This window comes from Franzmannia pantelleriensis (genome assembly GCF_900102875.1).
Taxonomy (GTDB): domain Bacteria; phylum Pseudomonadota; class Gammaproteobacteria; order Pseudomonadales; family Halomonadaceae; genus Franzmannia; species Franzmannia pantelleriensis.
Map to the genome: position 1 here is coordinate 385,540 of NZ_FNGH01000001.1, position 15,735 is coordinate 401,274.

The 15,735-nt window shown below is 63.6% G+C and carries 16 protein-coding genes; 5 read left to right on the plus strand and 11 right to left on the minus strand.

What is annotated here, in order from left to right:
- Positions 1 to 41: 41 nt before the first annotated feature.
- The gene (locus BLT16_RS01580; RefSeq protein ID WP_089656751.1) at positions 42 to 305 is read right to left on the minus strand and encodes an FmdB family zinc ribbon protein; all 264 of its coding nucleotides are present in this window, start codon (positions 303 to 305) and stop codon (positions 42 to 44) included.
- A 212-nt stretch (positions 306 to 517) separates the two neighbouring features.
- Between BLT16_RS01580 and BLT16_RS01585 the strand changes: the two genes are divergently transcribed.
- The 3 genes from BLT16_RS01585 to BLT16_RS01595 are packed head-to-tail and all read left to right on the plus strand — an operon-like array spanning position 518 to position 3,423.
- Positions 518 to 1,462, plus strand: a complete 945-nt coding sequence (locus BLT16_RS01585) for a D-2-hydroxyacid dehydrogenase (RefSeq protein ID WP_089656752.1) — start codon at positions 518 to 520, stop codon at positions 1,460 to 1,462.
- A gap of 49 nt (positions 1,463 to 1,511) precedes the next feature.
- Positions 1,512 to 2,441, plus strand: coding sequence for a ribokinase (locus BLT16_RS01590; protein WP_089656753.1), 930 nt, complete (start codon positions 1,512 to 1,514; stop codon positions 2,439 to 2,441).
- A gap of 40 nt (positions 2,442 to 2,481) precedes the next feature.
- Entirely contained in the window at positions 2,482 to 3,423 is a 942-nt protein-coding gene (locus BLT16_RS01595) for a nucleoside hydrolase (protein WP_089656754.1), read from the plus strand.
- Between the two features lie 3 nt (positions 3,424 to 3,426).
- Here the strand turns inward: BLT16_RS01595 and BLT16_RS01600 are convergent, their stop codons facing one another.
- Both BLT16_RS01600 and BLT16_RS01605 read right to left on the minus strand, forming a co-directional pair.
- Positions 3,427 to 3,699, minus strand: coding sequence for an acylphosphatase (locus tag BLT16_RS01600; RefSeq protein ID WP_089656755.1), 273 nt, complete (start codon positions 3,697 to 3,699; stop codon positions 3,427 to 3,429).
- A 10-nt stretch (positions 3,700 to 3,709) separates the two neighbouring features.
- A complete protein-coding gene (locus BLT16_RS01605) occupies positions 3,710 to 4,612 on the minus strand; it encodes a YihY/virulence factor BrkB family protein (RefSeq protein WP_089656756.1) in 903 nt (300 codons plus the stop codon).
- Between the two features lie 138 nt (positions 4,613 to 4,750).
- Between BLT16_RS01605 and BLT16_RS01610 the strand changes: the two genes are divergently transcribed.
- A complete protein-coding gene (locus BLT16_RS01610; RefSeq protein WP_089656757.1) occupies positions 4,751 to 5,857 on the plus strand; it encodes a bifunctional nicotinamide-nucleotide adenylyltransferase/Nudix hydroxylase in 1,107 nt (368 codons plus the stop codon).
- On the opposite strand, the gene BLT16_RS01615 is transcribed toward BLT16_RS01610, so the two are convergent.
- The 7 genes from BLT16_RS01615 to BLT16_RS01645 form a co-directional block, all read right to left on the minus strand.
- Complete coding sequence (locus BLT16_RS01615; protein ID WP_089656758.1) at positions 5,854 to 6,771, minus strand: LysR substrate-binding domain-containing protein; 918 nt, start codon at positions 6,769 to 6,771, stop codon at positions 5,854 to 5,856. The genes BLT16_RS01610 and BLT16_RS01615 overlap by 4 nt on opposite strands.
- 139 nt (positions 6,772 to 6,910) lie before the next feature.
- Positions 6,911 to 8,329: a cardiolipin synthase gene (cls, locus tag BLT16_RS01620; protein WP_089656759.1), complete on the minus strand. Its 1,419-nt coding sequence runs from the start codon at positions 8,327 to 8,329 to the stop codon at positions 6,911 to 6,913.
- A gap of 100 nt (positions 8,330 to 8,429) precedes the next feature.
- Positions 8,430 to 9,935, minus strand: coding sequence for a fumarate hydratase (locus BLT16_RS01625; protein ID WP_089656760.1), 1,506 nt, complete (start codon positions 9,933 to 9,935; stop codon positions 8,430 to 8,432).
- 197 nt (positions 9,936 to 10,132) lie between these two features.
- Positions 10,133 to 10,951, minus strand: a complete 819-nt coding sequence (gene nei, locus BLT16_RS01630; RefSeq protein ID WP_089656761.1) for an endonuclease VIII — start codon at positions 10,949 to 10,951, stop codon at positions 10,133 to 10,135.
- Between the two features lie 4 nt (positions 10,952 to 10,955).
- Entirely contained in the window at positions 10,956 to 12,986 is a 2,031-nt protein-coding gene (uvrB, locus tag BLT16_RS01635) for an excinuclease ABC subunit UvrB (RefSeq protein ID WP_089656762.1), read from the minus strand.
- 40 nt (positions 12,987 to 13,026) lie between these two features.
- The gene (locus BLT16_RS01640) at positions 13,027 to 13,428 is read right to left on the minus strand and encodes an OsmC family protein (protein ID WP_089656763.1); all 402 of its coding nucleotides are present in this window, start codon (positions 13,426 to 13,428) and stop codon (positions 13,027 to 13,029) included.
- Positions 13,428 to 13,619, minus strand: coding sequence for a hypothetical protein (locus BLT16_RS01645; RefSeq protein ID WP_089656764.1), 192 nt, complete (start codon positions 13,617 to 13,619; stop codon positions 13,428 to 13,430). The genes BLT16_RS01640 and BLT16_RS01645 overlap by 1 nt, the downstream gene beginning before the upstream one ends.
- 147 nt (positions 13,620 to 13,766) lie before the next feature.
- Between BLT16_RS01645 and ygfZ the strand changes: the two genes are divergently transcribed.
- The gene (gene ygfZ / locus BLT16_RS01650) at positions 13,767 to 14,804 is read left to right on the plus strand and encodes a CAF17-like 4Fe-4S cluster assembly/insertion protein YgfZ (protein WP_089656765.1); all 1,038 of its coding nucleotides are present in this window, start codon (positions 13,767 to 13,769) and stop codon (positions 14,802 to 14,804) included.
- On the opposite strand, the gene BLT16_RS01655 is transcribed toward ygfZ, so the two are convergent.
- Entirely contained in the window at positions 14,787 to 15,572 is a 786-nt protein-coding gene (locus BLT16_RS01655) for a TatD family hydrolase (RefSeq protein ID WP_089656766.1), read from the minus strand. The genes ygfZ and BLT16_RS01655 overlap by 18 nt on opposite strands.
- Positions 15,573 to 15,735 lie beyond the last annotated feature (163 nt).

The following is a 15,735-nucleotide window of genomic DNA, read 5'->3' on the forward strand; positions in this document are numbered from 1 at the left end:
CTGTTGCATGGATCGAAAGGGTCAGGCACGGCGCCCGGCTCTCAGGCCGCGGCGCCATCCTTGCTAGAGGTCTTGCTCGACGCCTTGCTGTCGGCGCCGTCGCCGGCCAGGTTCTTCTTGCTGCCGGACTTGAAATCGGTTTCGTACCAGCCGCCACCGGCGAGCCGGAAGCCTGCCGCCGAAACCAGACGGCTCAGCGCCGGCTGTTCACAGCTAGGGCAGTCTGTCAGCGGTGCGGCGCTGATCTTCTGAAGCTTTTCCAGGCGTTGGCCACAGGCCTTGCACTCATATTCGTAGATGGGCATGGTTCTAGTCTCTCCGAAAGACCATGATAGTAAGGCCGTGGCGAACCGCTGAATAACGATGGCCGCGACCGAACGCTGATATAGGGTCAGCCGCGCTTATTCCAAGGGTGCGCACTTTCCAAGCCTGCCTCGAAAGCCCGATAGTATAGCGTGTTGCGCCCCCCAACGGGCAAGGCAAGCCACCCGACTGACCATTCCGACGAGGAACTGCCATGAAAGCCGTGATTCTGGATGCTGCTACCCTGGGTGAGGACATCGACCTGACGCCGCTCCGCGAGCAGGTCGACAGTCTCGAGGTTCATGCCATCACTGCCCCGGAGCAGCGCCTGGAGCGCCTGGCTGGCGCACGCATCGCCATCGTCAACAAGGTGGTGCTGGACGCCGAGCTGCTCGAGCAGCTGCCGGCCCTCGAGCTGATCTGCGTGCTCGCCACCGGCACCAACAATATCGACATGGCCGCTGCCGAACGTCACGGCATCGACGTTCGCAACGTATCCGCTTATGGCACCGCCAGCGTGGCCCAGCACACCCTGATGCTGATGCTGGCACTGGCAAATCGCCTGCCACTCTATCAGCAGGATGTCGCCGCCGGGCGCTGGGGCGACAGCCCGTTCTTCTGCCTGATGGGGCACCGTACCTTGCAGTTGGCCGGCAAACGGCTGGTGGTGGTTGGCCAGGGCGAGCTAGGTTCACGGGTCGCCCAGCTCGCCGAGGCCTTCGGCATGCAGGTGACCTTCGCCGCGCGTCCCGGCAACGAGGCCAGTGATAGCCGTCCTGCGCTGGCCGAGCTGGCACCGAGCGCGGATATCATCACGCTACACTGCCCGCTGACCGATGCCACCCGCGGTCTGATCGATGCCGCCATGCTGGCTCGCATGCAGGATGACGCCCTGCTGATCAACTGTGCTCGGGGGGGTATCGTCGATGAGGCCGCCGCGCTTGCCGCCTTGCGCGACGGCGCCCTCGGCGGCCTCGGGGTGGACTCGCTGCCGGTGGAGCCACCCCGCGACGGGCATCCGCTGATCGCTGCCAGCAGCGAGCCCCTCAACCTGATCGTCACGCCCCACAATGCCTGGATCACCCCCGAGTCGCGAGCCAACGTGGTCAAGCTCACCGTCGACAACTTGCGCGCCTGGCGCGCAGCCAGGACAGGCTGAGCCGCGTCTGCTAGCCTCTCGCGCCCGGCCACACACGCAAGGAGCCCGCATGCCCCGCCCCGTTTACAACTTCGGTTCGATCAATATCGATCACGTCTACCGGGTACCCCATCTGGTACGCCCCGGAGAAACCCTGGCCAGCCGTAGCTTCCAGCAGGTGCTAGGCGGCAAGGGCGCCAACCAGTCGCTGGCCATGGCCCGCGCCGGCGGTCGGATCGAGCACTGGGGGCGGCTGGGCCAGGCCGACGCCTGGGCCCTGCAGATTCTCTCCCAGGCCGGGGTCGGCCTCGATGACACGGAGCTTCACGACGAACCCAGCGGCCACGCGCTGATCCAGGTCGATGACCAGGGCGAGAATGCGATCATCCTGCACCCCGGGGCCAATCACGGCTTCAGCGATGCTGCTATCGAGGCCCTGCTGGCCAAGGCGCAACCCGGCGATAGCCTGCTGCTGCAGAACGAGTGCAATGGCCTCGATCATCTGATGCGCAGCGCCGCACAGGCGGGGCTGGAGATTGCCTTCAACCCGGCGCCGATGAACGCCGCCGCGGCGGCGCTGCCGCTTAGCGCCTGCCAGTTGCTGTTCGTCAATCGCGGCGAGGCCGCAGCGCTGGTCGACCTGCCAGAGAGCAGCTCGCCGCGGCACTTGCTCGAAGCGCTGGCGCAGCGGCTCCCTGACACCGAGCTGGTATTGACGCTAGGCGGCGATGGCGTCTGTTACCACAGCGAGCATCACCAGCTGATGCTGCCCGCCCAGCGCGTCAAGGCCGTCGACACCACCGCCGCCGGCGATACCTTCATCGGTTATTTCATGGCCGCCCGCCAGGCCGGTGAAGCGGTGATAGCGTGTCTGCAGCGTGCCAGCACCGCCTCGGCGCTGTGCGTTCAGCGCGAAGGCGCAGCGCCCAGCATCCCACTGGCAAGCGAGGTCGAAGCGGCTCTCCGCGACTGGCCAACCCTGGCGGTCGCGCCATACTAACCCCGTCACACCCACGGTTTTGCTACCACAAGGACGCAGTATGACGACTCCGATCATTTTCGATACCGATCCCGGCGTAGACGACGCCCAGGCGATTGCCATTGCCCTCGCCCATCCCGACATCGAGCTGTTGGGCCTGACAACCACCTACGGCAATGTCGATATCGACACCGCCACTCACAACGCCCTGCTGTTGAGTGAGCTGGCCGGCCAGACGATTCCCGTGGCCCAAGGCGCCGCGGCACCATTGGTCAAGCCCAAGCACCCGGCTCCCGCCCATATCCACGGGGCCAACGGCCTGGGCAACATCGAGCTACCAACGGTGAGCGGTCAGGCGGATTCGCGCAGCGCTGCGCAGTTCATCGTCGATACTGTCAATGCACGCCCCGGGGAGGTGACGCTGGTGGCGGTGGGGCCGCTCGGCAACCTGGCAGCAGCCTTGCAGCTCGATCCGAGTATCGTCGAACGGGTCAAGCAGGTGGTGATCATGGGCGGGTCGATTCGCGAGGGCGGCAACGTCACGCCGGTGGCCGAGGCCAATATGTTCAACGACCCCCATGCCGCGTCGCGTGCCCTGACTGCCGGCTGGCCGCTGGTGATGGTAGGGCTCGATGCCACTCACCGCTGCGTGCTCTCCCCGGCCGATATGGACACCATCGCCGCGGGCCAGGGGCGTCTCGGCGACGTGCTCAAGGGCAGCTATGGCTTCTATCGCGACTTCTACCAGCAGGCGCTGGGCATCGATGGCTGCTGCCCCCACGACAGCTGTGCGCTGGCCTGGCTGATGGCCCCGCAGCTGTTCACCACCGCACGAGGACACCTCACGGTGGCGACCGACGGCGATGCCGAGGGCCAGACCATCTTTGCCCCCGAGGGGCGCCCCTTCCTCGATGCACGCTGGTCGCGCACCCCGCTGGTCGACGTCTGCCTCGATGCCGACGGGGCCGCGGTGGTGAAGTGGATCGTCGACACGCTCAAATAGTGCTTATAGCGTCACGAAGGCGTCGCGGTCACGGTACTCGACGCCTTCCAGCTCGACATGGGTCACCCGGGCACCGGGAGGCCCTTTCCACAACCACTCGATGACCGCATTCACCTCGCTGCTTGCGCCGCACAACAGCACCTCCACGCGTCCATCGGGGAGATTCTTGGCGTGGCCGGTGACCCCATGCTGAAGCGCCTGCTCCTGGGTCGAGCGACGATACCACACGCCCTGTACCTTGCCGGTAACCACGGCCTTGACGCAGCATTTGCTCATGGCGCTCTCCTTACTCGTCGAGTTCGTGTCTAACCACCACCGCCGAGTTGCGCGGCACCATTGGCTTGCCCCGTGCCTGCAGATGACACTTGGTGAAGGCAGCACCGAACAGCAGAATCAGCGAGCTGTAGTAGACCCACAGCAGAATCACCACCACCGACCCCGCCGCACCGTAGGTCGAAGCGGTGGCTGTATACGCCAGATAGGCGGCGATCCAGTAGCGTCCCAGCGCGAACAGCACTGCGGTCACGGCCGCACCGACGACGACATCCTTCCAGCTCAGCACTACGTCCGGCAATACCTTGAAGATGGTGGCGAACAGTGCGGCGATCATCAATAGCGAGATCAGGAACTCGGCGCTCCCCGCCAGCACGCCCAACACCGGCAGCAGGTCCTCGGCGTGCCCCAGTGCCGCGCGCAGGGCCACGCCGAATACCAGCGATACCAGCAGGATGAAACCGATCGACAATACCACCGTCAGCGACAGCACCCGATTCTTGATAAAGATCAGCAGGCTGTTGCCGCTCGGCTTGGCCGTCACGTCCCAGATGGTATTGAGCGAGAACTGCATTTGGGCAAACACCGTGGTGGCACCGACCAGCAGCGCCCCAACTCCCAGCAGGGTCGGCAGCAGGCCCGACTCCTCGATACGAGACTGGGCGACGGCCTGCTCGACCATGGTGGCGGCGTCTTGGCCCATGGTGCCCTCTAGCTGAGCGACGATCTGCCCCTGGGCGGCATCTTCCCCCAGCACCACGCCAATTACCGTCACCGCGATGATCATCGTCGGCGCCAGTGAGAACAGCGTGTAGAATGCCAGCGATCCGGCATAGCTGAAGGCATTGCGCTTAAGCCATAGCTGAATGGCATCGTGAACGATGCGCCACCAATAGAGGATGTGATGCTTGATCATTCAGGCTCCCGACCGTGATTAGGTTCCTCTAAAGCATACGCCAGTGAGCTTGCCACTGCAGACGACTGGTCAACGCCGCATTGCAGCCAGCCGGACGGGCTCGGATAATGGCCCCACTCACCTGCCCACGGAGCCCGCATGGCATCGACCCCGCAAGCACGAACCGCGCACGATGATCCCGCCCCCGACTTCGACTGCCTGGTGTTCATTGGGCGTTTCCAGCCGCCCCATCTGGGGCATATCGCGGTGATTCACGAGGCACTCAAGCGTGCCCGTCAGGTGATCGTGCTGGTCGGCTCGGCGTGGCAGGCTCGCTCGCTGCGCAACCCTTGGCGCTTCGACGAACGCCAAGCGATGCTGCGCAGCTGTTTCGATGAAGAAGACAACCAGCGCCTCGACATCGAGCCGCTGCTGGACGCGCTGTATAACGATGATGTCTGGGTGCGCGACGTGCAGCGCAAGGTACGGGATATCGCCAGCCCACAGCACGGACGACTGCCACGTATTGCGCTGATCGGTGCCAGTCGCGGTCAATCCAGCTACTATCTCTCGCTGTTCCCGCAGTGGGAGTCGGTCAGCGTGCCGCTGGTCGAGGGCATTTCGGCCAGCCAGATTCGCGAGCGGCTGTTCCATTCCCACTCCTCAGCGGGGGATTACCTCTCCACCGGTGCCGCCCATGACCTGCCCCCTAGCGTGCACACCACGATTACCTATTTCACCGATGCCGAACCCTTTCAACGCCTGATCGAAGAGCAACAGCTGCTCAACCAGTATCGTAGCGCCTGGGCCGACGCTCCTTACCCGCCAATCTTCGTCACCGTCAACGCGGTGGTGGTGCAATCCGGTCATGTACTGCTGGTCAAGCGCACCGCCGCGCCAGGCAAAGGGCTGCTGGCACTCCCCGGCGGTTTCATCAATCCCCATGAGCGACTACTCGATGCCTGTCTACGCGAGCTGCGCGAACGCCTGCGGCTCAAGGTGCCGGAACCGGTGCTCAAGGGCTCGCTGCGCGGCCAGCGACTGTTTGATGAACCACACCGCAGCTGGCGTGGCCGCACCCTGGCCGAGGCCTTTTACTTTGCGCTGCGTCCCGAGCAGCAACTACCCCAGTTGAAACCGGCCAAGGGTGGCGACCACGCGCGCTGGGTAGCGCTGGCCGACCTCGAGCCTGAGAGCCTGTTCGAAGACCATTTCTTTATCATCCAGAACTTTCTCGGCCTGCCCGCGGACTTTGGGGGAAGTTAAGCCTGCAGAAAGTCGCGGGGGAGCTTCATCATCTGACGCCACAGCTTCTCGACGCCAGGCTTGTGCACCAGCGAGCAGCGATACAAACGTATCTCCAGCGGGATATCCCACTCCTTGCCGCCGGCCCGCACCAGCCTGCCGCTTTTCAGCTCGTCGCGGATACAGAAATCGGGAATCCAGGCCATCCCGGCGCCCTGCAGCATCATGCCTTTCAAGCCCTCGGCCATGGCGGTCTCGTAGACGGTGCGCAGCCGCATCCGCAGTGGATCATTCTTGAGTAGCATGCGCACACTGCGCCCCAGGAAAGCCCCCTGAGTGTAGGCAAGAAAGGGAACCGACTCGCAGCCATCGATAGGAAAGCGTGGCGCACCATCACCATCGGGCAAACAGACCGGTACCATCTTGACCTGGCCGATCGAGAACGACGGGAAGACCTCGGCATCGAGCTGCATGCTGGCATAGGGATCGTAGTACCCCAGCATCAGATCGCAGTTGCCTTCTCGCAGGACATGGATCGCCTCTCCCATGTTCATGGCGATCAAGCGCGTAGGAAGCTCGCCGGTGCCCTGTTGCAAGCGCGAGATCCACTGTGGATAGAAGGTCAGCGCCAAGGAGTGAGCGGCGACGATATCCAGCGCCTCGTTGGCCATCGACAGACCACGTAAATGCCCCAGGCACTCGCTGAGCTGCTCGACCAGATTGCGCGCGGTGACCAGGAACAGCTGCCCTTCCGGGGTCAATCCCACCGGCGTGGTCGAGCGGTCGACCAGCGTCACTCCCACCGCCTGCTCCAGCGAACGGATGCGTCGGCTAAACGCCGGCTGGGTAACATGGCGCTGGCGCGCCGACGCCGAGAAGCTGCGTGTATTGGCCAGAGCGACAAAGTCTTCGAGCCATTTCGTTTCGAGGTTCACCACCACTCCTCTGCTCAGCGATCAAGGTTCCATCGACGACGTCGTGCACATGTCGGAACTGGAAAATCAGCACTTTAGCCTGCCACACGCCGCTCGACAAATGCCCGGGCGAATTGCTGTAATTCGGTGGCGCAGGTCGTTACTGAATGGGTGACAGCAAATAGGCCGCGCGCGATACCAGCTTGCGCCACAGCGCACGGTCGCGCAGTTCGTCATAGCTGATGCGACGACAGTCGGCGAAGTCTTTCTCCAGCATCAAGCGCACTTCGGCCGCGAAGTGTCGATCAGGCACGAAGGCAGTGATTTCAAAATTGAGCCGGAATGAACGGTTATCGAGATTGATGGTGCCCACGGTGGCGCTATGGTCATCGATGAGCATGACCTTCTGATGCAGAAAGCCCGGCTGGTAGCGATACACCTTGACCCCGGCGCGCAGCATGTCGGGGAGGAACGAGAACGCCGAGAGAAACACCAGCAGATGGTCGGGCCGCTCGGGAATCATGATGCGCACGTCGACACCACGCATTGCCGCCAGGCGCAGAGCATCCTGCACGCCCTGGTCGGGCACGAAATAGGGACTGGTGACCCAGAACCGCTCATCGGCACTGTGAATCGCCTGTTGGACAAGCAGGCTGGCGGTTTCCTGACGATCGGCCGGCCCCGACGGCACGATCACCACGTTCTGGCAGTCGTCGCAGGTGCTTTGTGGCAGCCAGGTGAGACTCAGCACTTCTCCTGTCGCCCAGTGCCAGTCTTCCCAGAACGCTTCCTGAAGCCCGAGCACACTGGGACCGGTCAGTTTGAGGTGGGTATCCCGCCATGGCCCATGGCGGCGATGCTGGCCGAGATACTCGACGCCGACGTTAAAGCCGCCGAGCCAGCCTTCACAGCCATCTACTACCAGGATCTTGCGGTGATTGCGAAAGTTGAGCTGGAAGCGGTGGCGTACGCCACGGGATGAATTGAAGGCACTCACCGCCACCCCGGCGTCGTATAGATCATTGAGGTAGCCCTCACCCAACTTGCGGCTGCCGATTTCGTCGTAGAGAAAATAGACCCGCACGCCCCGCTCCACGGCGCGCACCAGATGATCCTTGAACTGCAGGCCCAGGGCATCGTTGCGCACGATGAAGAACTGCACCAGCAGGTACTCTTCGGCGGCATCGATACCGGCAAACAGGCTAGCGAAGGTAGCCTCGCCGTCGATCAGCAATTCGGCGCGGTTGCCGCTGGTGAGCGGCATCATCGCCAGCTGTTCGACGGCACGTACCTCACCGATGCCGGCATCGGCCAGGTAGGGTTCGATCTGTTCGCGATAGCGAGCCAGCACCCGGCGTAATACGGTATCGCGCTCGCCGCGTGCGGAGACATACCCGTAGAAGCGTGGCCGACCGAAGATCCAGTAGGCGGGCAAGGCCACGTAGGGGAAGGTGATCAGCGAAATGATCCAGGCGATGGCGCCTTGGGAGGTACGGCTCGACATCAGTGCCAGCACCGCCGAGAGGATACCCAGCAGGTGCACCATGAAGATGGCCAGGCCCATCAGCCAGGATGTCATGGACGCTCCCTGATCCGTGAAATCGGGCTACCATCATACCCGTAACGCAGGCAGCCCCGCCAGAGGCGGGGCCGCAACGACATCGACGGCGTGGCTCGGTTCAAGCGCGCTCGGCGATGATCTCCTTCCACTTGGCGGGGCCTGTCTGGTGGACCGAGGTGCCGGCGCTATCCACCGCCACCGTCACCGGCATGTCCTCGACCTCGAACTCGTAGATCGCTTCCATGCCCAGATCCTCGAAGCCTACTACCCGGGACTTCTTGATGGCCTGGGCCACCAGGTAGGCGGAGCCGCCCACGGCCATCAAGTAGCAGGCCTTGTTGTCACGAATCGCTTCAATCGCTGCAGGGCCACGCTCGGCCTTGCCAACCATTCCCAGTAGGCCGGTCTCCTCGAGCATGGTGCGTGTAAACTTGTCCATGCGGGTGGCGGTGGTGGGACCGGCCGGCCCCACCACCTCGTCACGCACCGGATCGACCGGGCCGACGTAATAGATGAAGCGGCCGCGCATATCCACCGGCAGCGGCTCGCCCTTGCCGATCATTTCGACCATGCGCTTGTGGGCGGCATCGCGACCGGTCAGCAGCTTGCCATTGAGCAGCAAGGTGTCGCCGGGCTGCCAGCTTTGCACGTCTGCCGGCGTTACCGTGTCGAGATCGACACGCTTGACGTTGTCGCCGGCCTCTCGAGTGATCTCCGGCCAGTCCTCGAGCTTAGGCGCAGCCAGCGCCGATGGGCCGGATCCATCCAGTGTGAAGTGGGCATGACGCGTCGCGGCGCAGTTGGGGATGATCGCCACCGGCTTATTGGCGGCATGGGTCGGGTAGTCCTTCACCTTGATATCCAGCACGGTGGTGAGGCCGCCCAGGCCTTGGGCGCCGATGCCGCTCTTGTTGACCTTGTCGAATAGCTCCAGGCGCAGCTCCTCGGCGCGGTTGGAGGCACCGCGAGCCTGCAGCTCCTGGATATCGATAGGATCGAGCAGCGCCTCCTTGGCGATCTCCATGGCCTTCTCGGCGGTGCCGCCGATGCCGATGCCCAACATGCCCGGAGGGCACCAGCCGGCCCCCATCTTGGGCAGCTGTTCCATGACCCAGTCAACCACGTTATCGGAGGGATTGAGCATGGCAAACTTGGACTTTGCCTCGCTGCCGCCACCCTTGGCTGCCACATGTACCTCGACGGTGTCGCCGGGCACGATCTTGTGATGAATGACCGCCGGGGTATTATCGCCGGTGTTCTTGCGCTTGCCATCCGGGTCTGCCAGCACGGAAGCACGCAGCACGTTATCCGGCAGATTATAGGCACGCCGCACGCCCTCGTTGACCATATCGTCGAGGCTCATGTCAGCTTCCCAGCGCACGTTCATCCCCACGTGCAAGAACACCGTGACGATGCCAGTATCCTGGCAGATCGGGCGGTGGCCGATGGCACACATGCGTGAGTTGATCAGGATCTGGGCGATGGCATCCTTGGCGGCGGGGTTCTCCTCGCGCTGATACGCCTCATGCATCGCATCGATGAAATCCTTGGGATGATAGTAGGAAATGTACTGGAGGGCGTCGGCGACGCTCTGGATCAGGTCATCCTGGCGGATCACGGTCATCAGCAGCTAGCTCCTTGGCTATGGCATAAGGCGCACGGCATTGCGGTCAGGACACGGTGGCCGTGGCGATGTAACGGGTCGAGCGGCGCGGATTATAGCGCATCTGTAGACACTGATCAGGTCTCTGCCACCAAGGTCCGATGTATACGGTGAATATACTGAATAGATAACGGTATAACCGGATTATGTCCTGATACCTAACACTGGCATACCGGGCACAGATAGAGCCGCCGCGACGCCACGCTGTGCTTCTCGATAAAGGCACCGCAGGCGTGGCACGACTCTCCTGCTCGATCAAAGACGGCATGCCGCCATGCTCGCCGCGGCAAGCCCGCCTGCTGCAGAGGCTGACGCCACGCCGGCCGATTGGTGACGCCCGCCTCATGGTAGGCCTGGGCCATGGTGGCCACCATGACCTCGCCCAGCCGTTCCATCTCAACAAGCGACAGGCTTTGCGGGCTTCGCTCTGGTCGCAATCCGGCAAAGAACAACATCTCCGAACGCAGGTAATTGCCGATACCGGCATAGCAGTGCTGGTCGAGCAGCAGCCCCCCCAAGCCCCGGCGCCGGAATCGCGGCAACTGTAAGCGCGCCATGACATCCTGCGGCGAGACCCGGTGGCTGAGCAGGTCGGGGCCGAGTCTGCGCAGGAAGGGATGATCGTCGAGCGCCCCAGCATCGTGCAACGAGATATCCGAGGCGCTATAGAGACTGGCGGCACGATTTTCGGTGGTCAGCCGCAGGCGCAAGCTGCGCTTGGTCTCAGGCGGCTTGTCGCGAGCATGCAGCATCCAGCGGCTGTAGAGCTGATTGTGGGAGTACAGGACTCGGCCATTGTCGAAGTGCGTCAGCAGCGCCTTGCCCCAGCAGTCCACCGCAGTGACACGACGGCCCAACAGCGAATCCGCCGCCTGCTGCAGCGTGGGAAATGCGAACCACACCTCGTCAAGCGGGCGATCGATCAGCCACTTGCCAAGGCGGTCTGCGGCACGCCGGATCTCGGGGCCCTCCGGCATCGGCTCAACCCAGCGCCAGCAGGCGCGCCTTGTGCTCTTGAAGACGGTCGCGCAGCCGGGCCGCTTCCTCGAATTCGAGGTTCTGCGCCGCTTCGAACATGGCGTCTTCGAGACGACTGATCTCGCGGGTCAAGCCGGCGGCATCCAGCGCATCTAGGCTGGCAGCGTAGTCGCCCTGCCCTTCGGCCACCTTGCGCTCGCTCTTACGCCCCTTGCTCTTGCGCGAGCCGGGTGCCGCGGCCGCCTCGAGGATATCCGCCACCGAACGGGTGACGGTAGTCGGAGTAATCCCATGCTCCTGGTTGTGAGCCATCTGCTTGTCGCGGCGACGCTCGGTCTCGTCGATGGCGCGCTGCATCGAGACGGTCACACGGTCACCGTAGAGGATCGCCTTGCCGTTGGCATTGCGCGCGGCGCGGCCGATGGTCTGAATCAGCGAGCGCTCGTTGCGCAGAAAGCCCTCCTTGTCGGCGTCGAGAATCGCCACCAGCGACACCTCGGGGATATCGAGCCCCTCTCGCAGCAGGTTGATGCCCACCAGCACATCGAACTTGCCCAGGCGAAGGTCGCGGATGATCTCGACCCGCTCCACGGTGTCGATATCGGAGTGCAGATAGCGCACCCGCACGTCGTGCTCGTCGAGATACTCGGTGAGGTCTTCCGCCATGCGCTTGGTCAGGGTCGTCACCAGCACTCGCTCACCGACCTCGGCACGCAAGCGAATTTCCGACAGCAGGTCGTCGACCTGGGTCGAGGCCGGGCGCACCTCGATTTCTGGATCCACCAGGCCGGTCGGGCGCACCACCTGCTCCACCACCTGACCGGCATGCTCAGCCTCATAGGGTCCCGGGGTTGCCGAGATGAAGACCGTCTGCGGCGAGATATGCTCCCACTCCTCGAACTTCATGGGGCGGTTGTCGAGGGCCGACGGCAGGCGAAAGCCATACTCCACCAGGGTCTCCTTGCGCGAGCGGTCGCCCTTGTACATACCCCCCACCTGGGGAACGCTGACGTGGGATTCGTCAATGAACAGCAGCGCATCCGGCGGCAGGTAGTCGAAGAAGGTCGGCGGTGGCTCGCCGGGAGGGCGACCGGAGAGGTAGCGCGAGTAGTTCTCGATGCCGTTGCAGTAACCGAGCTCGAACATCATCTCGATATCGTAGAGGGTGCGCTGCTCGAGACGCTGGGCTTCGACCAGCTTGTCATGTTTGCGCAGCCAGTCGAGGCGCTCGACCAGCTCGCCCTTGATATTCTCGGCGGCCTCGAGGATCGTCTGGCGCGGGGTCACGTAGTGCGACTTGGGGTAGATGGTCATGCGCGGCACCTTGCCACGCACCTCGCCGGTCAGCGGGTCGAACAGGCTGATCGAGTCGATCTCGTCGTCGAACAGCTCGACCCGCACCGCTTCCTCCTCTGAATCGGCCGGGAAGATATCGATCACATCACCGCGAACCCGATAGGTGCCGCGGCGAAAATCCATGTCATTGCGGGTGTACTGCAATTCCGCCAGACGGCGCAGCATCTTGCGCTGGTCGATGAGCTCGCCGCGATTGAAGTGCAGCCGCATCTTGAGGTACTGCTCGGGATCGCCGAGGCCGTAGATCGCCGACACCGATACCACGATCAGCGCATCGCGCCGCTCGAGCAGCGCCTTGGTCGCCGACAATCGCATCTGCTCGATATGATCGTTGATCGAGGCATCCTTCTCGATAAAGGTGTCCGACGACGGCACATAGGCTTCCGGCTGATAGTAATCGTAGTAGGAGACGAAATACTCCACGGCGTTGTCGGGAAAGAACGCCTTGAATTCACCGTAGAGCTGGGCCGCCAGGGTCTTGTTGGGGGCCATGACGATGGTCGGACGCTGCAGCCGCTGCACCACGTTGGCCATGGTGAAGGTCTTGCCGGAACCAGTGACACCGAGCAGCGTCTGGTGCGCCAGCCCCGCATCCAAGCCAGTAACCAAGGCGTCGATCGCCTTGGGCTGATCACCGGCCGGCTGGAACTTGGACTGCAGCTCGAAGCGCTTCTGCATGACGGGCAACCTCAACGAAAGATAACGGTATAAATATGGCTCAGCCCTGACGCGTGGTGATCTCCACCGTGGCACTGGTCATCAGCCGATGAATCGGGCAACGGTCGCTGATCTCGGTAAGCCGCGCCAGCCGGTCGCTGTCGTCGATACCGTGAAAGGTCAAGACCACCTCCAGCCGGTAGATGCCACGCCGCTCATCGCGCTCATCGCGGCTGACCACCGCCGTGACGCCGCTCAGCGGCCAGCCCTTGCGATAGGCATACATCTGCGCGGTAATCGCCTTGCAGGCCCCCAGCGACAGGTCGAAGTAATCGTGCGGGTCAGGGGCGCTCTCCTGGCCACCCACGATCCGCGGTGCGTCTACATAGAGATCCTCGAAGCCCTCGAGTTCCACCCGCTGGCGTAGCGTGCCAGCCTCCTCACTGATCACGGTGATGGTCATCAGCGCACCTTGACCTTGAGCGAGGCTAGCGCCTCGATCAATGCCTCACGGCGCACCCGGCCCTCCACGTCGGCGCCATGGCGACCGACTTCAGCGCTCTCGACGCCCTCCACCATCATCAGCGCCGTGGTGATACGGTTGATCAGTTCGGCGTCATCGACGCCCTCGAATGTCAGCGATATCTGCGCCATATCACGCCCTCCGCAATCGTCTCGATAAGCCTGGCAGTCTAGCATGCCCGGGCACCGGTCGGGCTTGAATCGTCACTCGCTGCCCCCATTGAAAGACCTGGTAATCTTTGCATCACTGCCTGTTCAGCCACCCTTCCTGGAGTCGCCATGCTTGACTGGAGCCAGCACCAAGGTGCCACCCCCTGTGGCCCTCAGCGCGTCACCTTCGCGCCCCACGCTGATCCCGATCAGCCGCCCGCGCAAACCACCATCACGCCGCTGGTCCACCTAGGCGTGCTGGAGGTGCAGGGCGAGGGAGGGATACGCTTCCTGCAGGGGCAAGCCAGCGCCCAGGTCGAGCATGCCAATGGCAGTGCCGCGCCGCTCACCTGTTTCTGCACCCCCAAAGGTCGCATGCTTGCCAACGCCCAGCTGCTGCGCATCGATGCCGAGCGGCTATGGCTGATCATGCCGATGGAGCGGATCGACGCCCTCCAGGCGCATCTTGGCAAGTTCGCGCCCTTCTATCAGGTCACCCTCAGCGCCCGCGACGACCTGGCGCTGGTCGGCATCATGGGCGACGCGGCCCCCGCACTGGCAGAGACCGAAACCGGCCTGACCGCGCCGTTGCCCTGGCATCAGGTGGGCGACTCAGCACAGCTGCTGCTTTGCCATCCAGGGCCAACGCCGCGACTAATGCTGATCGCGCCACAAGAGGTGATGACCGCATTGTGGAAGCGACTTTCGATCTCGGCGTCCCCGGTAGGCAATGCCCAGTGGTGCCTGGAGGATATCCGGGCTGGTCTGGCATGGATCGGCGATGCCCAGCAGGACACCTATTTGCCACAGATGCTCAACTGGGAGGCACTCGGCGGTATCAGTTTCAAGAAGGGCTGCTACACCGGTCAGGAAGTAGTGGCCCGGGCGCACTTCCGCGGCCAGGTCAAGAAGCGACTGGCGCGCCTGCAGCTGGAAACCGATACGCTGCCGACACCCGGGGAAGGCGTGGAAGACGCCAACGGCAAGCGCCAGGGTGATGTCATTGCCGCCGAGGCTGACGGCGAGGGGGTTATCGAACTGCTCGCGGTATTGAGCACGCGGGAGCACGCCGAGCCGCTCACGGTCGGCGGGCATATGGCTAGTCCGCTGGCACTGCCCTATGCGCTGGAACGACTCGACCCCGAAGTGTTATTCGCCGACGCCTGACCCGACAACGCCGCTGCCAAACAGGCGCTGCGCCGTGGCGCTGCTGGCCGCGGCGACATCCTTCTCTTGCTGGCCACGCAGCGCTGCCACCTGACGACACACCTCGGCCACCCGCGCTGGCTCGTTGCGTTGCCCCTGATAACCGGCCAGGGGCATATCGGGGCTATCGGTTTCCAGTACATAGCCGTCATCCGGCAGCGCGGCGACGGCGCGCTGCAGACGCCTGGCGCGGGGGTGAGTCAGTGCACCGCCCAGCCCCACCACGAAGCCCAACTCGATAAACACCAGCGCCTGCTCGGGTGAACCGGCAAAGCCGTGAATCAGCCCACCGTGAGGCGGAGCCAACTGACGCAGCCGTTTGGCGAGTTGATCGTTGGCGCGTACGCAGTGAATCACCAGCGGCAGCGCATGGCGCTTGGCCAGCCGCACCTGGGCATCGAACAGCTGCCACTGCGCCTCCCAGGTCTCGCTAAAACGCGCGTCGATACCGCACTCGCCCACGGCGACGATCTGAGGGTCGGCCGCCAGCGCGTCGTCCAGAGCCTGCAGATCGCTCTCGACGTGCTCGTCGATAAAATAGGGGTGCAGCCCCAGGCACACCGACACGTCATCACGCTCCCCCAGCGCCAACACGGCGGGCCAGCGGGCGCGGGTGGTGCCCGGCACCACGAAACCGCCAACGCCCGCGGCCTTGGCCCGCGCGATCACCGCCTCGCGATCGCTATCGAAGTCGGGGAAATCGAGATGGCAGTGAGCGTCGATTAGCATAGGCTCTACCGTGTTGGAGAGATCACCTGCGCCGGAACGGGCCGGTGCTTGCCGCGTACGAAAGCGAACCTCATTCTTCAGGGAAGAAGAATGGAGCGCCCAGGGAGGGGTTCACAGCGTGTGAGCGTTGTACGCGGCAAGGGTAGCCGGCCCTACCGCTTGC

Coding starts and splice junctions, on each gene's coding strand:
- cls (WP_089656759.1), bottom strand. CDS start 8,329: ATGACATCCTGGCTGATGGGCCTGGCCATCTTCATGGTGCACCTGCTG.
- BLT16_RS01595 (WP_089656754.1), top strand. CDS start 2,482: ATGACGACTCCGATCATTTTCGATACCGATCCCGGCGTAGACGACGCC.
- ygfZ (WP_089656765.1), top strand. CDS start 13,767: ATGCTTGACTGGAGCCAGCACCAAGGTGCCACCCCCTGTGGCCCTCAG.
- BLT16_RS01645 (WP_089656764.1), bottom strand. CDS start 13,619: ATGGCGCAGATATCGCTGACATTCGAGGGCGTCGATGACGCCGAACTG.
- uvrB (WP_089656762.1), bottom strand. CDS start 12,986: ATGCAGAAGCGCTTCGAGCTGCAGTCCAAGTTCCAGCCGGCCGGTGAT.
- BLT16_RS01605 (WP_089656756.1), bottom strand. CDS start 4,612: ATGATCAAGCATCACATCCTCTATTGGTGGCGCATCGTTCACGATGCC.
- BLT16_RS01600 (WP_089656755.1), bottom strand. CDS start 3,699: ATGAGCAAATGCTGCGTCAAGGCCGTGGTTACCGGCAAGGTACAGGGC.
- BLT16_RS01640 (WP_089656763.1), bottom strand. CDS start 13,428: ATGACCATCACCGTGATCAGTGAGGAGGCTGGCACGCTACGCCAGCGG.
- nei (WP_089656761.1), bottom strand. CDS start 10,951: ATGCCGGAGGGCCCCGAGATCCGGCGTGCCGCAGACCGCCTTGGCAAG.
- BLT16_RS01610 (WP_089656757.1), top strand. CDS start 4,751: ATGGCATCGACCCCGCAAGCACGAACCGCGCACGATGATCCCGCCCCC.
- BLT16_RS01585 (WP_089656752.1), top strand. CDS start 518: ATGAAAGCCGTGATTCTGGATGCTGCTACCCTGGGTGAGGACATCGAC.
- BLT16_RS01580 (WP_089656751.1), bottom strand. CDS start 305: ATGCCCATCTACGAATATGAGTGCAAGGCCTGTGGCCAACGCCTGGAA.
- BLT16_RS01625 (WP_089656760.1), bottom strand. CDS start 9,935: ATGACCGTGATCCGCCAGGATGACCTGATCCAGAGCGTCGCCGACGCC.
- BLT16_RS01590 (WP_089656753.1), top strand. CDS start 1,512: ATGCCCCGCCCCGTTTACAACTTCGGTTCGATCAATATCGATCACGTC.
- BLT16_RS01655 (WP_089656766.1), bottom strand. CDS start 15,572: ATGCTAATCGACGCTCACTGCCATCTCGATTTCCCCGACTTCGATAGC.